Below are 17,341 nucleotides of genomic sequence, written 5' to 3'. Positions count from 1 at the left end.
CCTGCTCTTCAGAAAGTTTTCTGCAGATTTCAGCGATAAATACCGCAGTCCGGGGATACAACTTGAACCTGATGCTATACAAATGCTGAGCAATTACAGCTGGCCTGGTAACGTAAGGCAGTTGAAAAATATTGCAGAACAGATTTGCGTGCTGGAGAAGGAAAGAAATGTAACCGCCGAAGCTTTGTTGAATTACATTCCAAATGAGAGTTCTTCAAATTTGCCTATGGTAAGCGGACAGCATAATAAGGAAGATTTTACGGAAAGGGATATTCTTTATAAAGTTCTTTTCGATATGAAAAAGGACATGATGGACCTTAAAAAGCTTGTTGCAGAAATTATTCAAAGTGGCGGCAACACTTCTCACATCATTGCTGATAACCCACATTATATCAATCAGCTTTACCAGGATGCAGATTTAGGCAATGGAATGGAGCAAACGCTGACCATTAAAAAGCCTGCTTCAAACAACCCTTCTGAATATAATTATGCACACGATGCAGAAGAAGTGGAAGAGTCTTTATCATTGATTGATAAAGAAAGCGACCTGATTAAAAAAGCTTTAAAGAAACATAAGGGTAAACGCAAGTTTGCAGCACAGGAACTGGGGATATCTGAACGTACATTATATAGAAAGATTAAAGAACTGAGTTTAAATTAACCATGAAAAGATTAACCTTTTTATTGCTGGTGATCATGGTCACCTTTAATTCCTGCTCCATCAAATTTAGTGGCGCTTCTATTCCTTTGGAAATGAAAACCATTGCGGTAGAGTTTTTCGAGAATAATGCACAGCTGGTGGTGCCTACTTTAAGTCAGCAGTTTACGGAAGATTTAAAAAACCGTATCCGTTCGCAAACCCGGTTAAGTTTAAAGCAGGGAGATGCTGATGCTGTTTTAGAAGGCAGGATTACCAATTACGACATCAGACCGGTGTCTTTAACAGATAACGAGCAGTTCACGTCGGGATCCAGCAGATTGACCATTACGGTAGCTGCAAAATACACCAATAACCTGGATCCTAAGCAAAGCTTTGAGGAGAGTTTCACCAGATATAAAGATTTTGCCCTGAACAGCCAAAGCCTGCAGGCGCTGGAGCCACAATTGATTAAAGACATTAATGTAATGTTAACTGAGGATATTTTTAACAGGGCTTTTGCACAATGGTAAATAAAGAAAGACTTTCTCTATTGCTGGCCAAACCGCAGTTGGTGGAACAACAGGATGTTTCTTTTCTGGAAGAGCTGTCCCTGCAATTTCCCTTTTTCGAGCCTTTACATCTTTTACTTGCAAAAGCAAAGCCTGAACAATCTGCTGCATTAACGGCTGCAACGTTACACGCTAATGGTGCTGTTTTATATAAAATATTACAACAGGCAGAAACGACGCCAACTTTTAATTTTGACGTTCCACGTGTTGCCGAAAAAGAAACGGATGCAGAACCAGCACCTGTGGTTAACAACGAGCTGATTGAAGATGCTTTTGTATTGGAAGAGGAAACAGTCAAAGAAGCACCTGCTGAGCAAAAACTTTCTACCGTAATTGAAGAAAGTGTTAAAACTGGCGACGACCCAATAAGTGTAAGCAATTATAATGATGATAGCTTGCCTTATACCTTTTTATGGTGGCTGGCTAAAACAAGGAAAGCTTACGAGGCAGAAGTACAGCCTTATGCTGTGGTAAAGAAAAATAAAGTGAGTGAGCTGCAACAACAGTATGTGGAGCATATCTTTCACATCCAAAGTCCGTTTAATGCAGAAGAGCTGCTTAACAACACGCCGGAGGCTAAAAATACCGATCCGAAGGAAACAGAAATCATCGATAGCTTTCTGAAAAGGGCCCCACAGATCAGTCCGCCGAAGCCTGAACAAATCGATAATGAAAACAAGGCGAAGAAAAGTGCTGAAGACCATAACGATCTTGTATCAGAAACATTAGCAAAGATTTACATTGAGCAAATGCTTTATCACAAGGCAATAGATACTTATCACAAATTAAGTTTGAAGTTTCCGGAAAAAAGCCGTTACTTTGCCGATCTTATCCAATCTCTAGAAAAGAAAATTTAACTATATAACATATGATTTTTTTAATTATTTTACTGATCATCATTTGCGTTGCTCTGGGTCTATTTGTGTTAATCCAAAACCCTAAAGGTGGTGGTTTAGCAGCCGGCGCTTCAGGAGGAAGTAACATGTTTGGTGTACAGCGTACAGGTGATGTGTTAGAAAAAGGTACTTGGGTACTGTTAACTTTAGTCGTAGTCCTTACTTTATGTATTACTACAATATCTAAAACTGGAACCACCAGCAGCAGCTCTTCAAAAATTCAGGAACAACTTGATAAAACACCTACGCCTTCGCCAATTAACCAGGCACCGGCAAATACTACGCCTCCTGTTAACGAACAAAAACCAGTTCAATAAGAACTTTAAATAAAAGCTTAGGCTGCATCATTGCTAAAATGATTGCAGCCTTTTTTATGCCCCAAGGTTTTTATACTGGCTCATCGCCCTTGCTACAACCTGATTAATTCTGCCAGACTGACACGATAATATCCTTTCATAAAACGAATTGCTGACAAGGCGGTGTAATTTTGGCAAGTGCTTGCCCTTGGCATAAAAACTGTTGTATGGGAAACGTTATTTATAAATCTTATACATTAACTTAAATAAAATATTAATAAATTATGGCTTTAAACTTTAAACCTAATGCAGATAGAGTAGTTGTTGAAGCTGCTGCTGCCGAAGAAAAAACAGCTTCTGGTATTTATATTCCTGATACCGCTAAAGAAAAACCTCAGCAAGGAATCGTTATAGCTGTTGGACCAGGCAAATACGCAGAACAAACTGGAAACTTAATTCCAGTAAGTGTTAACGTAGGCGATCAAGTATTATACAGCAAATACGGTGGTACAGAAGTAACCATTGAAGGTAAAGAATACTTAATCATGAGAGATTCTGATATCTTAGGTACGCTTTAATAAATAATTGTTTGAATATAAGTTTATCATCTTAGTTTAAACCTCAACATAATAAAAACGAAAATGTCAAAACAAGTAAAATATAATGTAGAAGCCCGTGATGCACTGAAAAGAGGTGTTGATATTTTGGCTAATGCTGTAAAAGTAACTTTAGGCCCTAAAGGTCGTAATGTAATTATCGATAAGAAATTCGGTTCTCCATCTATCACTAAAGATGGTGTTACGGTAGCGAAAGAAATCGAGTTAAAAGACCCTATTGAAAATATGGGTGCTCAAATGGTTAAAGAAGTTGCTTCTAAAACTGCTGATATTGCAGGTGACGGAACAACAACTGCAACTGTATTAGCGCAAGCTATTGTTACAGCTGGTATTAAAAACGTTGCTGCTGGTGCAAATCCAATGGATTTGAAACGTGGTATCGACAAAGCGGTTACTGCAATTGTTGAAAACTTGAAAGCCCAGTCTCAAACTGTTGGTGAAGACAATAACAAAATCAAACAAGTTGCTTCTATCTCAGCAAACAATGATGAAATTATTGGTTCCCTAATTGCTGAAGCAATGGGTAAAGTAGGTAAAGATGGTGTAATTACTGTTGAAGAAGCAAAAGGTACAGAAACTGAAGTAAAAACAGTTGAAGGTATGCAATTTGACCGTGGTTACTTGTCTCCATACTTTGTGACCAATGCAGATAAAATGGAAGCGGAATTAGAAAACCCTTACATCTTAATCTACGACAAAAAAATCAGCAACATGAAAGAATTGTTGCCGATCCTTGAAAAACAAGTTCAAACTGGTAAACCTTTATTAATCATTGCTGAAGATTTAGACGGGGAAGCTTTAGCTACTCTTGTTGTAAACAAAATCCGTGGCTCTCTGAAAGTTGTTGCTGTTAAAGCACCAGGTTTCGGTGACCGTAGAAAAGCAATGTTAGAAGACATCGCTATCTTAACTGGTGGTACTGTTATTTCTGAAGAAAGAGGTTATAAATTAGAGAATGCTGACCTTACTTACTTAGGTACTGCAGAAAAAGTTGTTGTTGACAAAGACAATACAACAATGATTAACGGTGCTGGTCAGACTGATGATATCAAAGCTCGCGTTAACCAGATCAAAGCTCAAATTGAAACGACTACATCTGACTACGATAAAGAAAAATTACAAGAGCGTTTGGCTAAATTAGCTGGCGGTGTTGCCGTTCTTTATGTAGGTGCAGCTTCTGAAGTTGAAATGAAAGAGAAAAAAGACCGTGTTGATGATGCTTTACATGCAACCCGTGCTGCGGTTGAAGAAGGTATTGTTGCTGGTGGTGGTGTTGCTTTCATCCGTGCTATTGAAGCTTTAGAAGGCATGAAAGGTGCTAACGAAGATGAAACTACTGGTATTGCTATCGTTAAACGTGCTATCGAAGAGCCATTGCGTCAAATCTGTGAAAACGCAGGTATTGAAGGTTCTATCGTAGTTCAAAAAGTTAAAGAAGGTACTGGTGACTTCGGTTACAATGCACGTACTGATGTTTATGAAAACTTAATTGCTGCTGGTGTTATTGACCCTACTAAAGTTGGTCGTGTAGCATTAGAAAATGCAGCTTCTATTGCAGCCATGTTGTTAACAACAGAATGCGTATTAGCTGATGAGCCTGATGATAAATCAGCCGGTGGTGGCATGCCTCCTATGGGTGGTGGTGGCATGGGCGGAATGATGTAATTCTGTTCAACCATATATTTAATAAAAAGGGTGCTGAAAGATTTTCAGCACCCTTTTTATGTTTAATTTAGGTATTTTTAGCTTATGGATTTTCTTGAAATACTGGAAACAGACCACTTCATGACCGCTGGTGAAGTCAATAAATTCTTACTGACCATTCTGCTGTGTGGCTTGATAGGTGCAGAACGTGAATTTAGAAGTAAACAGGCTGGCTTAAAAACCCTGATCATGATGGGCATGGGGGCTACTTTATTTACCATACTTTCTGTGAGGATTGGCCTGGACAGTGCAGACCGTATTGCCTCTAATATTGTAACCGGTATTGGTTTCCTTGGTGCAGGGGTTATTTTTAAAGACGACAACCAGGTGAAGGGTTTAACTACAGCCAGTGTAATCTGGGTGGTTGCCGCCATAGGCATGGCCGTAGGTTCTGGTTATTATGTGCAGGCCATTTCTGTTACGGCTATTGTGCTCTTAGCACTCCTCTTCTTCCCTATACTGGAAGAAATGATGGAAAGACGTTTTACCCGAAGAAGCTACCGCATTGTAAAAGCCTTTGAAAATGAAGGCCTGGATCAATATGAAGAATATATCCGCAGCTCCAACTTAAAATTTATCCGCGGTAAACAGCAGCTCAAAGATGGTAAAATCAGCGGTACCTGGATTGCCATTGGCAGCCCTGATAAACATAAGAAATTTGTTGACCGTATGTTAAAGGACGAAAAAGTTCTTGCCTTTGATTTTTAAAACTATCACCGTAGCCCTTTATGACCCCTTAGTAATGAAAAGAAGGAGTTAAACCTATTTCTTTGATAGCAAATAAACGACTAGATTTGCGGAATGGAAAGGGAACAGATCTCTGTATTTGACATTTTTAAAATTGGGGTTGGCCCCTCCAGTTCACACACTTTAGGGCCCTGGAGAGCAGCACAACAATTTATTGATGTATTACTCAAAAATAATGTACTCGAACAGGTAGAACAGGTAAAAATTCTATTATATGGCTCACTGGCAAAAACAGGGAAAGGCCATGGTACCGATATAGCCATTTTATTAGGCCTGAGTGGTGCAGACCCGGTAACATTCGATGTAAATTCCATTGACTCTACCATCCTCGGTATTAAACACCGTCAACAGTTGTCACTTCATGGCACGCATAAAGTTCTCTTTCACTTTGATGATGACATGATCTTTCTTTTCCAGGAAAGCTTACCTTTTCACCCCAATGCGGTTACTTTTCAGGCATTCTTGAATACCGGTAAAGCAGTTTCAGAAACCTATTACTCTATAGGCGGAGGTTTTGTGGTTAAAGAAGGAGAAAATGCAAGTGATAAACAAAGTGTAGACCTGCCCTTCCCGATTGAGAAAGCGGCAGATTTATTACACTGGTGCCTCAGTACAGGGTTAAAAGTCTCTGAAGTGGTGCTGGAAAACGAATCTGCCTGGCGCAAGGAGGAAGAAACTGAATTGGGTATTCTGCGCCATTTCCATGTGATGAAAGACTGTACTTTCCGCGGCTGCCACACCACAGGCTTTTTACCCGGTGGTTTAAATGTAGGCCGTAGAGCAGCAGCTTTGAATAAAAGACTGATTGGCGATCAGCCTTACAGCGATTACAACAGCTGGATCATGGCCATTAGGAACGGCGGACAAAATTTTAATTACATCCTGGACTGGGTAAGTTGTTTCGCCCTTGCGGTGAATGAAGAGAATGCTTCTTTTGGAAGAGTGGTTACGGCCCCTACCAATGGAGCTGCAGGCGTTATTCCTGCTGTATTGCAATATTATATTGCTTTTTGCGATGGCTACAGCGACCAGAAGATCATCCAGTTTATTGCCTGTGCTTCAGAAATAGGGAGTATCTTTAAAAAAGGTGCCACTATATCAGCAGCCATGGGAGGCTGTCAGGCGGAAATAGGCGTATCATCAGCAATGGCCGCAGCAGCGCTGACAGAATGCATGGGCGGCTCTCAGCGACAAGTACTCATGGCAGCAGAGATTGCTATGGAGCATCATTTGGGCTTAACCTGCGACCCAATAGGTGGCCTGGTTCAGGTTCCTTGCATTGAACGCAATACCATGGGCGCTATAAAAGCCATTACGGCTAGTCAGCTGGCGTTGCAAAGCAACCCTGACAAGGCCAAGGTAAGTTTAGATGCCGTGGTCAACACCATGTGGGAAACTGCTTTAGACATGAACTCTAAATACAAAGAGACCTCAGATGGTGGATTGGCGACAAACATTCCAATCAGTTTACCAGAATGTTAAAAAGCAAATGAACGTTATGCACTGATGCTCATTCCAAAGAGCGCAGCAATATGCCCACGCAACTTTAATTTAACTTCTTCCATCGGCAGCTCATAACCGAGCTCATGCTGCATGGAAGTAACATCCTTATCGTCGATACCGCAAGGAATGATGTTCCTGAAATAAGAAAGGTCGGTATTGACATTAAAGGCGAAGCCGTGCATGGTTACCCAGCGGCTACACCTCACCCCCATAGCACAGATTTTACGTGCCTTATCATTATCAGCATCTAACCATACGCCGGTATAACCAGGATAGCGGCCAGACTCAATGCCATAATCTTTTAAGGTTAAAATAACGGCTTCCTCTAAGGTACGCAGGTATAAATGGATGTCGGTAAAGAAGTTGTCAAGGTCCAGGATAGGGTACCCTACAATCTGACCCGGGCCATGGTAAGTAATGTCACCTCCCCTGTTGATTTTATAATAGGTAGCTTGTTTTTCTATCAATCCCTGCTCATCAAGCAGCAGGTTTTCAGGTACGCCGCTTTTGCCTAACGTATACACATGCGGGTGCTCACAAAACACCAGTGTATTAGGTGTAATCAGCGTGGTATTGTTGGTGCGGTTTTCGGTTTTAACCGCTACAGTAGCTTTAAAAACTTCTTCCTGTTTATCCCAGGCTTGCTGGTAATCTACAAGACCCCAGTCTTCATACTTCACTTCTTTATTCATCATTTAACAAAATTAAGCCATCACATAGGCTAACATATAACCATCACTGGTTTGAAAGTAACTTGCCGTTAAGCCTTGCGGGCCATCGGGCAAACTTACAATTGCCTCAACTTCTCCAGCTTCTTCCAGGCTAAAGGCCTTTACGAACATGTCTTTTTTGAGCTCCAATCCTCTTCTGCCATTCCATTTATATATCGCTTCCTTTACACACCAGCACACGTATAAACCTTTCACACTGAAGTCCAGGTTATCCTGCTTTAGCTCATCTACAGACAAGAATTTGTGCTTGATGAGCTGGATTTTCTCTTTCATCAACTCAATATCAACACCCACCTTTTTATCTTTACTGATCATTACCGCAGCATAATCGAAAGAATGACTTAGGGAAATCTCATAGTCCATGTTTTTAAGGTAAGGTTTGCCATGCTCATCCATCCTGCAGTCAATATAATCATTAGTGTTGAGCATAGTGCGGAGCAGCAACCGCGTGCTGAGCCAGTGCAGAAGACGCTTGCCGTTATTTAAGGAAGAGAGGAAATCAACTTCATGCTGCTTTAATTGCAGTCCGGCAGTTAATTCAGCTTCAGATTCTTGTATCTTCCATACTGCCAGTATGGTTTGATCATCAATATTTTTATTATAAACGATTGGCATCTCTATTTTGGAAATTCAATGGTAAAAGTATCTTAAATTAATCATAATTTTGACGAAATCTTAATAAATGATACTATCCGACAAACGTATACTTGAAGAAATTGAAAAAGGTACGATCATTATAGAACCCTTTGCCGACGATTGTTTGGGTACCAACTCTTACGATGTACACCTTGGCAAATACCTGGCCACCTATAATGACCGTGTTTTAGATGCCAAAAAACACAATACCATTACACATTTCGAGATCCCTAAAGATGGTTTTATTTTACAGCCAGGCACTCTGTATTTGGGCGTAACACTCGAATACACAGAGACTCATGCTCATATTCCCTTTTTAGAAGGAAAATCAAGTACCGGCCGTTTAGGGATTGATATTCATGCCACAGCAGGTAAAGGTGATGTAGGTTTTTGCAATACCTGGACACTGGAAATTTCTTGTTCGCAACCTGTAAAAATTTATGCCGGCATGCCTATAGGCCAGTTGATCTATTTTACTGTGGAAGGTGAAATTGCTACCATGTACAACAACAAAGCTGATGCTAAATACAACAATAAAACAACCAAGCCCGTAGAAAGCATGATGTGGAAGAATAAATTTTAATAAAGCCCTAATACTCGTATATTGAGTTTTTATTAGAATAACCTATTCCCATGAAAACCAAATATATACTAGCGCTTTCTCTTCTTCTGGGCATTTCTTTGTTTGCAGCCTTTAAAATCGAAGATGATCCATTTTCTTTACTGTTAAAGAAAATGGAAACCTACAATAAGAAACATGTGCAGGAGAAAGTTCACCTGCACCTCGACAAACCTTATTATGCCATTGGCGATGACATCTGGTTTAAAGCTTACCTGGTTAACACCCTTGATAACCGCCCCTCAACATTAAGCAACCTTTTGTATGTAGAGCTGATCAACGAAGTAGATTCGGTTAAAAAACAACTTTTACTGCCAGTAATGGGTGGCATAACCTGGGGTGATTTTAAACTGACGGACTCCTTACAGGAAGGCAATTACCGCATTAGAGCCTACACCAAATGGATGCGTAATGCAGGTACAGAGTTTATGTACGACAAGACCATCAAAATTGGTAATGCCTGGGCAAATAAGGTTTTTACGAAAACTGGCTATAAGTATAGTACAGAAAACAATGCACAGAAGGTAAATACAACCATCAAGTTTAGCGACAAGAATGAGACCGCTTATGCTGGTGCAGAAGTGAATTATGTTGTTCAGCTTAACTTCAAAAATGCCGCAAAAGGTAAGATAACCACCAATAAAAATGGGGAGATCAATTTTGATTTCCTTAACACCAGCAACACTATGGGCCAGGCAGGTAAAATTATAGCCACCATTAATTTGCCTAACAAACAAAAGGTGGTGAAGACCATTCCAATCACGGCTACCTCAAATGACATCAGTGTCCAGTTCTTTCCAGAGGGGGGAAACTTTGTAGAAAACTTACCTACTAAAATTGGCATCAAAGCCGTTAACAGCAATGGCCTGGGTAAAGACATTTCAGGGACCATTGTAGATCAAAACGGCGCTGAAGTAACCAAATTCAATACTGCCTACCTGGGCATGGGAAACCTCGTGATCAACCCTCAACCCGGAATGGTTTATACCGCCAGCATTACACATGCTGATGGTTCCAAACAGCAGGTTAAACTGCCCCCTGTACAACCTGCAGGTTATGTGATGATGGTTAACAATTTGGATACGGCAAAGATTAACGTTAAGATATACCTCAGTGAAAACCTATTGTCAGATAAGGAATTAAAATTGGTGGCGCAGCACAATGGAACTGTGTACGCCGTGGCCAAGGTTAAAAACAGCAAGCAACTGGCCAATCTTTCCATTCCGAAAAAAGAGCTGCCTACAGGAATTATTCAGCTTACTGTATTTAACGATGCTAACCTTCCTGTTGCCGAGCGACTGGTATTTGTTAAAAATGCCGCAGAAACAGTGAACCTGCAAATCAATTCCAATCAGAAGGAATACGGCAAAAGAGAAAAGGTAAACCTTAATATCACCGCCGATGCACCCGGACAACCCTTCGTAGGCAGCTTATCTGTAGCGGTAACCAACAACAACGTGGTAACACCAGATTTAGAGAACGAAAGCAACATCTTAACCACGCTGTTGCTTACTTCAGATTTACCGGGTTATATTGAAAAACCAAACCATTATTTTCTAAATGATGACGAATCTACTCTTGAACAGCTAGACAACCTGCTGCTTACTCAAGGTTGGAGAAGGTTTTTATGGAAAAACGTGATCTCGAATAGTGAGCCTGTGATCCGTTACCAGCCTGAAAAGAATTTAACCATCAGCGGTACATTGGTTAACCTTTCTGGTAAACCAATAGCCAATGGTAAAGTATCTTTATTTTCTACTGCAGGGGGCTTAATGGCCATAGATACACTTTCTGATGCACAGGGTCGTTTTGTGTTTGACAACCTGAGTTTCCCCGACAGCACAAAGTTTGTGGTGCAGGGCCGTACGGAAAAGAACAAGAAGAATACAGATATTAAATTAGATATTCAACCCGGACAAGTGGTTACCCGCAATAAAAATACCGGTGATATTGTAGTCAACATTAATGAATCAATTTCATCGTATATCCAGAAAAGTGAAAATTATTTCGACGAGCTGACCAAACGTGGTGTGCTTCAACGCACCGTAGTTTTAGAAGAGGTTAATATTGTGGCCACGAAAAATCCGGCTAAAAACTCATCCAATTTAAACGGGGCTGGTCATGCCGATGCGGTGATTACGGCCGACCAGCTGAGCAATTGTTTTAGCTTGCTTCAATGTCTGCAAGGTCGTGTAGCAGGTTTAGTTATTCGGGATAATACCCCCTATTTAATGCGATTCGGCGCATCTACGCCAATGCAGGTCATTGTAGATGGCATGTATGTTGAAGCAGACTTTCTGGATGCCATTAATGTACAGGATGTAGAAACCATAGAAGTACTCAAAAGCGTAGGCAATCTGGCAATCTATGGCTCACAAGGTGGTGGTGGCATCTTAATTGTCACTACCAAAAGAGGAGGCAGCACTGGCTATTCGAATTATGCACCGGGCATTGTTACTTATACACCCAAAGGCTTATCTTACATGAGGCAGTTTTACTCCCCAGATTATGAGGCGCAGCCTAACAACACAGCTCCGGATTTCAGGACTACCATTTACTGGAACCCACAGCTGATTACAGATGCTACTGGAAAAGCAACCTTTAATTATTTCAACAGCGATGAACCAGGAATTTACCGGGTGCTGATTGAAGGCATCAATGCCAGCGGTCAATTGGCCAGGGCTACCTACACTTATGAAGTTAAATAAAGAAAAATGAATACAATAAAAGTCACCATTAAAGACCGTTTAGCGATTATCACCTTAAACAGGGGAAAATCTAATGCCCTTAACCGGGAAATGATTACCGAACTGACAGATATGTTCAATAATATTGATGCAGATTCAAATATTGGTGGCGTAATGATTACCGGACAGGAGAAGTTCTTTTCTGCAGGCCTTGATTTGATGGAATTGTACCATTACAATAAAGAAGAAGTTAAATCTTTCTGGCAATTGTTTTTCAAGTTTGCTGCAACCATTATAGCCTTCAAAAAACCATTGGTGGCAGCTATCAATGGGCATAGTCCGGCGGGAGGCTGTGTAATTGCTTTAGCCTGTGATGCAAGGGTAATGGCCGAAGGAAAATTCATCATCGGTCTGAATGAAGTTCCGGTGGGCATTATTGTGCCTAACAGTATTTTCCAGATCTATTCTTTCTGGCTCGGAAAAGCTAATGCCAGCCGCAGCTTGTTAGAAGGCAAATTGTTTAGTCCTGAAGAAGCCCTTAAAATTGGCCTGGTAGATGAATTGGTGAATGGCGACAGTATCCTTACTGCTGCTGAGCGACATGCAAGGAAATACATGGCCTTTGAATCTAACACCTGGCAACAAAGCAAATTAAACATCAGGAAAGAATTAATTGAGGCCACTACTGCAGATCAAAGTGAAGTTTTAGAATTAATGCTGGAACAATGGTGGTCGCCAAATACCAGAAACATCCTGGCAACCATTATCAACAACCTTCAAAAAAAATAATATGTATAACCAACCCATGCTCAGAGATGACGCATTAAAAGGAAAAACGATAGTAATTACTGGTGGAGGGACAGGATTAGGGAAGGCAATGGGAACTTATTTCCTGAAGCTGGGTGCTAATTTAGTCATCACCAGCCGCAAGTTAGAGGTTATTCAAAAAACTGCCGCCGAAATGGAAGCAGCAACCGGTGGTAAAGTTTTAGCTGTAGCCTGCGATGTAAGAGAATACGCACAGGTAGAAAATGTGCTGGCGGAAAGCTTGAAAACCTTTGGCCGTGTTGATGCCTTGCTGAATAATGCAGCAGGGAATTTCATCTCCCCTACAGAGCGTTTATCGGCAAATGCTTTTTCCTCTATCATAGATATAGTTTTAAAAGGATCGGTTAACTGTACCCTTGCCTTTGGTAAACACTGGATCAAAGAAAAACAGCCTGCGAGTGTATTAAATATTGTAACCACCTATGCCTTTACCGGATCAGCCTATGTAGTACCCTCAGCATGTGCTAAAGGGGGCGTATTAGCCATGACAAGGTCTTTGGCTGTTGAGTGGGGTAAATATGGTATCCGTACCAATGCCATTGCGCCTGGACCTTTCCCTACCAAAGGAGCGTGGGAACGTTTGTTACCGGGTGAGCTGGCAGAAAAGTTCGACTTTAAAAACCGTGTGCCTTTAAAAAGAGTGGGTGACCACCAGGAGCTGGCCAATCTGGCTGCGTTTTTAGTGAGCGATTTCTCCAGCTATATCAATGGCGAAGTAATTACCATTGACGGTGGAGAATGGTTGCAGGGTGCTGGCCAGTTTAATGGTTTAGAGGCCATCCCAACCGAAATGTGGGATGCCTTTGAACAAATGACCAGGTCGGCTAAAGGTTAATTTACCACCTGATCAGGGCACTGCCCCAGGTAAAACCAGAACCAAAAGCGGCAAGACACACAAGATCACCATCTTTAATCTTGCCCGCTTCCCATGCCTCACATAAGGCAATAGGCACAGAAGCCGCCGTTGTATTGCCATATTTCTGGATGTTGTTAAATACCTTATCATCTGGCAATTTCAACAGTTGCTGCACATATTGGCTAATGCGGAGGTTTGCCTGGTGAGGTACCAGTAAATCAATATCCTCTGCTGTCATATTGTTAGCTTTTAACGCTTCTTTAATCACTTCAGGAAACTTTACTACAGCCTTTTTAAATACCGCAGGGCCATCCATATAAGGTAAAGCGGCACCACTTTCCAGCTGCTCAGCAGTCATAAACAAGCCTCCAAGTTCCTGATCAGGATAACCAGGTTTATCTTTCAGCCATTTATTTGCCGAAGCCCCCGGGTAATACATAGCCAGCAATTCGGCATCAGCGCCATCACTATGTAAATGCGTACTTAATATGCCCTGTCCTTCGCGCGTTGCAGGTTGTAAAACTACTGCTCCTGCGCCATCCCCAAAAATTACAGAAACATTCCTGCTGCGGGTGGCAAAATCCATTGCAAAAGAGTGTTTTTCACTACCCACCACAAGGATATTTTTGTACATGCCTGTTTTGATAAATTGATCAGCAATGGACAACGCATAGACAAAGCCCGAACATTGGTTGCGGATATCCAGGGCACCAATTTCCTTCATCTTCATTTCACGCTGCAACAATACGCCGCAGCCAGGGAAATAATAATCTGGTGTGAGCGTGGCAAAGATGATGAAGTCTACATCCTGAGCCGTTATTCCTGCCCTTTCAATGGCTATGGTAGCCGCTTCAATACCCATTGTGGTGGTGGTTTCTTCCAGGCGGTCTGCAAAACGACGCTCTTTAATTCCGGTACGTTCTTGTATCCAGGCATCGTTGGTATCCATGTATTTAGAAAGGTCATCGTTGGTATATACGTTCTTTGGCACATAATATCCTATGCCGGCTATTTTTGAACTCTGCATTTTTGCTCGTTTAATTGCTGATGTTAAAAAGAAATTATTTCAATGGTAACATAAATTTAAATATAGCGGATTAAAGTTAAATCATCCTTACACAGTAATTTTATTATTAAAATAGGAGGGCCAATTTTTTAATGGCAGACAGCGTCATTGAGGATTGTTAAATTGATTGAATGACCAGCGAGTAACATTTTAGTTATCCATGGTAGGGTATGTAGAGGAGCAATCAATATAAGAAAGCCCTATAAACTGTCTAGTAATGGTTCTACCGCATATTTTATAATTTATTGTTATCTTAAAAGCGATGCCTGCTGAGGGTTTTCCACTCAAATATTTCGTTACAGGATGATATTGTTTGGAATAAAAAAACTAACTTCAACAACAACACTAACCAAATATAAACTTCCTCAGCAAGGCTGTACTTTTTTAGCAGAGATACCGCATAAAGACATGCACCTTGATTTGAAAAAGCCCTATAACAGTGTTACCTGCTATTTTTTTGAGTATGATTTTATAAGCTACAAAATAAAAATTATGGAAAACAATTCAGCAAACTCCAGGAGAGACTTTATCAAAAAAGCATCTCTGCTTACTGGCGTAGCCGGCTTATCTGCCATGGGTGTAAATGCAAAAAGTTACAGCCGCATTTTAGGGGCCAATGACCGCGTCCAGGTAGGCATTATCGGCTTCTCTAATCGTTTTAAAAATTCGCTCTTTCCTTCCTTTATGGATCATGCAAAAGCTCTTAACTTCGAATTTGTAGGGGTCTCTGACATCTGGAACCGCCGTAGGGATGAAGGTGGTGCTTTTATAAAAAGTAAAACAGGTAATACTATTAAACAATACCGCAATAATGATGAACTGTATGCTGCAAAAGGCATTGATGCAGTGATCATCAGTACAGCAGACTTTCAGCATGCCCTGATGGCTGCCGAAGCGGTACGCAATGGCAAAGATGTTTATGTAGAAAAACCAATGGCAGAAACGCTGGAGGATGCCAAGATACTGCGGAAAGCCGTACAGGAAACAGGAAAGATTTTTCAGGTAGGCTCTCAACGTCGCAGTGCACCCAATTATATTGCTGCCAATGAATATATCAAATCAGGGAAGTTTGGCGACATCAATATGGTGGAAATGACTTGGAATGTAAACCAACCCGGTCGCTGGCGATTGCCAAAACTAGTCAGTGAAATTCGTGAGCAGGATACCGATTGGGATCGTTTCTTAATGAATCGCCCTAAAGTAGCATGGGATCCACGTAAATATTTAGAATACCGACTTTTCTGGCCTTATTCTTCAGGGATATGGGGACAATGGATGGCTCACCAAATTGATACCGTACATTGGTTTTCAGACCTCAACCATCCACGCAGTGTAGCTGCCAATGGTGGCATCTACCAATGGAACGATGGTCGTGAGAACCCCGATACCGTTACGGCGGTAATGGATTATGGACCGGCGAACGACAAGAACAAAGGCTTTCAGGTGGTTTATTCTTCCAGATTTACCAACTCTGCCGGTGGCATTAAAGAATTATACTATTCTAACGGAGGGATGCTAAACCTTGATACCAACCAGGTGACGGCTGAAGGTGGCCTGAAGATTAAAGATGCAGAAGAAATGGGCATGAAGGCTAATTTGTTAAGCCCCTTTACCCTTTCCTCAGTGGCAAAAACAGAAACAAGTGCCAATACAGGTGGCGATCCCATGACTTCACTGCATATGCGCAACTGGATGGACTGTATTTTAAGCAGAAAAACACCCAATGCATCTATTGAAGCTGGGTATAACCACTCTATTGCGAACATTATGGCCCGTACAGCGATGCAGACAGGTAAAAAAGTAACCTTTGATGATGCCACCCAAGAGGTAATTGCAGGATAGATCCGAAAACAGCAAAATATATACAGATGAAAAAACATCAAGTTTTAGACAACCTGTTTCTTGCAGGTGCCGTATTGCTCCTGCTTGGCTTAACACTAAGTAGCTTTAAAAAGGAGAAACGCTTTGCCATTACAGAAAATAAAGCACAGAAAAGAGTAGACATTACTATTGATGGCAAGGCCCTTACATCTTACATCTACCCCGATGAACTGATGAAACCGGTGTTGTATCCGCTGCGCACTTCAAAAGGTACGTTGGTTACCCGTGGCTGGCCTATGGACCCACGCCCGGGAGAACGTGTAGACCATCCACATCATGTTGGCTTATGGTTTAACTATGGTGATGTCAATGGACTGGATTTCTGGAACAACTCTACAGCCATCCCTTCAGAAAAAAAAGCTGGCTATGGTACCATCAAACATGTATCGGTTAACCAGATGACCGCTGATGATGATAAAGCAATTTTATCGGTTACCATGAACTGGCAAAAACCAGATGGCGCGAACTTGCTGAAACAAGATGCTAAATATATCTTCACTAAAGAAGGGGATAAAATTGCGATAGAACTGATTACCACCTTAACCAGCTTAAAAGAAGACGTCTCTTTCAAAGACAATAAAGAAGGTTTGCTGGGCATCCGTGTGGCGCGCGAGCTGGAACACCCTTCAGACAAGCCTGAAAAGTTTACAGATGCCAATGGTATTGCCACTGCTGTCGCCAAAATGAACAACGAAGGCGTGAGTGGAAAATACCGCAGCAGCGACGGACGTGAAGGTGATGATGTTTGGGGCACACGATCCAAATGGGTGAATCTAAATGGCAAAATTGGAAATGAAGCGGTATCTTTAGTGATCATTGACCATCCTCAAAACACAGGCTACCCTACTTACTGGCATGCCCGTGGTTATGGCTTATATGCTGCCAATCCACTGGGACAAAAAGAATTTAGCCAGGGAAAAGAAGTGTTGGATTTTAAATTACCTGCAGGCAAATCTGTAGAATTCCGCTATAAAGTTGTTATTAACTCTGGAGGAAACCTTACAGATCAGCAGGTTAACACAGAGTTTGATAGTTTTTCAAAAAAGTATAAATAAAAACTATAGC

The 17,341-nt window shown here is 41.3% G+C and carries 17 protein-coding genes; 14 read left to right on the top strand and 3 right to left on the bottom strand.

Annotated features, from left to right (window positions below):
- The 8 genes from ACR2F7_RS16520 to ACR2F7_RS16485 all read left to right on the top strand — a co-directional run.
- Positions 1–661: helix-turn-helix domain-containing protein (locus ACR2F7_RS16520; protein ID WP_432714641.1), on the top strand; the 661-nt coding region annotated here is incomplete at its 5' end.
- Between the two features lie 2 nt (positions 662–663).
- Positions 664–1,170: an LptE family protein gene (locus ACR2F7_RS16515; protein ID WP_432714640.1), complete on the top strand. Its 507-nt coding sequence runs from the start codon at positions 664–666 to the stop codon at positions 1,168–1,170.
- On the top strand, positions 1,164–2,066 hold the full coding sequence (locus tag ACR2F7_RS16510; protein ID WP_432714639.1) for a hypothetical protein: 903 nt from the start codon (positions 1,164–1,166) through the stop codon (positions 2,064–2,066). The genes ACR2F7_RS16515 and ACR2F7_RS16510 overlap by 7 nt, the downstream gene beginning before the upstream one ends.
- Positions 2,067–2,077: 11 nt before the next feature.
- Positions 2,078–2,422: a preprotein translocase subunit SecG gene (gene secG, locus ACR2F7_RS16505; protein ID WP_432714638.1), complete on the top strand. Its 345-nt coding sequence runs from the start codon at positions 2,078–2,080 to the stop codon at positions 2,420–2,422.
- A 263-nt stretch (positions 2,423–2,685) separates the two neighbouring features.
- Positions 2,686–2,979 (top strand): co-chaperone GroES, encoded by a 294-nt coding sequence (locus ACR2F7_RS16500; protein WP_432714637.1) that lies wholly within the window; start codon positions 2,686–2,688, stop codon positions 2,977–2,979.
- 63 nt (positions 2,980–3,042) lie between these two features.
- Positions 3,043–4,683, top strand: a complete 1,641-nt coding sequence (gene groL / locus ACR2F7_RS16495) for a chaperonin GroEL (RefSeq protein ID WP_432714636.1) — start codon at positions 3,043–3,045, stop codon at positions 4,681–4,683.
- Positions 4,684–4,767: 84 nt separating this feature from the next.
- The gene (locus ACR2F7_RS16490; RefSeq protein ID WP_432714635.1) at positions 4,768–5,430 is read left to right on the top strand and encodes an MgtC/SapB family protein; all 663 of its coding nucleotides are present in this window, start codon (positions 4,768–4,770) and stop codon (positions 5,428–5,430) included.
- Between the two features lie 93 nt (positions 5,431–5,523).
- Positions 5,524–6,951 (top strand): L-serine ammonia-lyase, encoded by a 1,428-nt coding sequence (locus tag ACR2F7_RS16485; protein ID WP_432714634.1) that lies wholly within the window; start codon positions 5,524–5,526, stop codon positions 6,949–6,951.
- Between the two features lie 14 nt (positions 6,952–6,965).
- On the opposite strand, the gene lipB is transcribed toward ACR2F7_RS16485, so the two are convergent.
- Both lipB and ACR2F7_RS16475 read right to left on the bottom strand, forming a co-directional pair.
- A complete protein-coding gene (lipB, locus tag ACR2F7_RS16480; RefSeq protein WP_432714642.1) occupies positions 6,966–7,664 on the bottom strand; it encodes a lipoyl(octanoyl) transferase LipB in 699 nt (232 codons plus the stop codon).
- A gap of 12 nt (positions 7,665–7,676) precedes the next feature.
- Complete coding sequence (locus ACR2F7_RS16475; protein WP_432714633.1) at positions 7,677–8,318, bottom strand: 4'-phosphopantetheinyl transferase family protein; 642 nt, start codon at positions 8,316–8,318, stop codon at positions 7,677–7,679.
- Between the two features lie 67 nt (positions 8,319–8,385).
- On the opposite strand from ACR2F7_RS16475, the gene dcd reads away from it, so the two are divergent.
- From dcd to ACR2F7_RS16455, 4 genes are read left to right on the top strand one after another with little or no spacing between them, the layout of a single operon-like run.
- Positions 8,386–8,922, top strand: a complete 537-nt coding sequence (dcd, locus tag ACR2F7_RS16470) for a dCTP deaminase (protein WP_432714632.1) — start codon at positions 8,386–8,388, stop codon at positions 8,920–8,922.
- 50 nt (positions 8,923–8,972) lie between these two features.
- Positions 8,973–11,666 carry a TonB-dependent receptor plug domain-containing protein gene (locus ACR2F7_RS16465; RefSeq protein ID WP_432714631.1) on the top strand — a complete coding sequence of 898 codons (2,694 nt, stop codon included), beginning with the start codon at positions 8,973–8,975 and terminating at the stop codon, positions 11,664–11,666.
- A 6-nt stretch (positions 11,667–11,672) separates the two neighbouring features.
- A complete protein-coding gene (locus tag ACR2F7_RS16460; protein ID WP_432714630.1) occupies positions 11,673–12,434 on the top strand; it encodes an enoyl-CoA hydratase/isomerase family protein in 762 nt (253 codons plus the stop codon).
- Between the two features lies 1 nt (position 12,435).
- Positions 12,436–13,308: an SDR family oxidoreductase gene (locus ACR2F7_RS16455; RefSeq protein WP_432714629.1), complete on the top strand. Its 873-nt coding sequence runs from the start codon at positions 12,436–12,438 to the stop codon at positions 13,306–13,308.
- 1 nt (position 13,309) lies between these two features.
- Here the strand turns inward: ACR2F7_RS16455 and ACR2F7_RS16450 are convergent, their stop codons facing one another.
- A complete protein-coding gene (locus ACR2F7_RS16450) occupies positions 13,310–14,356 on the bottom strand; it encodes a 3-oxoacyl-ACP synthase III family protein (protein WP_432714628.1) in 1,047 nt (348 codons plus the stop codon).
- A gap of 531 nt (positions 14,357–14,887) precedes the next feature.
- Between ACR2F7_RS16450 and ACR2F7_RS16445 the strand changes: the two genes are divergently transcribed.
- Together ACR2F7_RS16445 and ACR2F7_RS16440 are read left to right on the top strand one after the other, a co-directional pair.
- Positions 14,888–16,237 (top strand): Gfo/Idh/MocA family protein, encoded by a 1,350-nt coding sequence (locus ACR2F7_RS16445; RefSeq protein ID WP_432714627.1) that lies wholly within the window; start codon positions 14,888–14,890, stop codon positions 16,235–16,237.
- 26 nt (positions 16,238–16,263) lie between these two features.
- Complete coding sequence (locus tag ACR2F7_RS16440) at positions 16,264–17,331, top strand: PmoA family protein (protein ID WP_432714626.1); 1,068 nt, start codon at positions 16,264–16,266, stop codon at positions 17,329–17,331.
- Positions 17,332–17,341 lie beyond the last annotated feature (10 nt).

Origin of the sequence: Pedobacter sp. (assembly GCF_045628745.1) — a bacterium.
Classification (GTDB): Bacteria; Bacteroidota; Bacteroidia; order Sphingobacteriales; family Sphingobacteriaceae; genus Pedobacter.
Note: the sequence above shows the minus strand (reverse complement) of the source record. Positions and strands in the feature narration are given on the sequence as shown.

Excerpts from the sequence above, each read along its gene's own strand:
- ACR2F7_RS16515 (WP_432714640.1), top strand. The coding sequence starts at position 664 with ATGAAAAGATTAACCTTTTTATTGCTGGTGATCATGGTCACCTTTAAT.
- ACR2F7_RS16510 (WP_432714639.1), top strand. The coding sequence starts at position 1,164 with ATGGTAAATAAAGAAAGACTTTCTCTATTGCTGGCCAAACCGCAGTTG.
- secG (WP_432714638.1), top strand. The coding sequence starts at position 2,078 with ATGATTTTTTTAATTATTTTACTGATCATCATTTGCGTTGCTCTGGGT.
- ACR2F7_RS16500 (WP_432714637.1), top strand. The coding sequence starts at position 2,686 with ATGGCTTTAAACTTTAAACCTAATGCAGATAGAGTAGTTGTTGAAGCT.
- groL (WP_432714636.1), top strand. The coding sequence starts at position 3,043 with ATGTCAAAACAAGTAAAATATAATGTAGAAGCCCGTGATGCACTGAAA.
- ACR2F7_RS16490 (WP_432714635.1), top strand. The coding sequence starts at position 4,768 with ATGGATTTTCTTGAAATACTGGAAACAGACCACTTCATGACCGCTGGT.
- ACR2F7_RS16485 (WP_432714634.1), top strand. The coding sequence starts at position 5,524 with ATGGAAAGGGAACAGATCTCTGTATTTGACATTTTTAAAATTGGGGTT.
- lipB (WP_432714642.1), bottom strand. The coding sequence starts at position 7,664 with ATGAATAAAGAAGTGAAGTATGAAGACTGGGGTCTTGTAGATTACCAG.
- ACR2F7_RS16475 (WP_432714633.1), bottom strand. The coding sequence starts at position 8,318 with ATGCCAATCGTTTATAATAAAAATATTGATGATCAAACCATACTGGCA.
- dcd (WP_432714632.1), top strand. The coding sequence starts at position 8,386 with ATGATACTATCCGACAAACGTATACTTGAAGAAATTGAAAAAGGTACG.
- ACR2F7_RS16465 (WP_432714631.1), top strand. The coding sequence starts at position 8,973 with ATGAAAACCAAATATATACTAGCGCTTTCTCTTCTTCTGGGCATTTCT.
- ACR2F7_RS16460 (WP_432714630.1), top strand. The coding sequence starts at position 11,673 with ATGAATACAATAAAAGTCACCATTAAAGACCGTTTAGCGATTATCACC.
- ACR2F7_RS16455 (WP_432714629.1), top strand. The coding sequence starts at position 12,436 with ATGTATAACCAACCCATGCTCAGAGATGACGCATTAAAAGGAAAAACG.
- ACR2F7_RS16450 (WP_432714628.1), bottom strand. The coding sequence starts at position 14,356 with ATGCAGAGTTCAAAAATAGCCGGCATAGGATATTATGTGCCAAAGAAC.
- ACR2F7_RS16445 (WP_432714627.1), top strand. The coding sequence starts at position 14,888 with ATGGAAAACAATTCAGCAAACTCCAGGAGAGACTTTATCAAAAAAGCA.
- ACR2F7_RS16440 (WP_432714626.1), top strand. The coding sequence starts at position 16,264 with ATGAAAAAACATCAAGTTTTAGACAACCTGTTTCTTGCAGGTGCCGTA.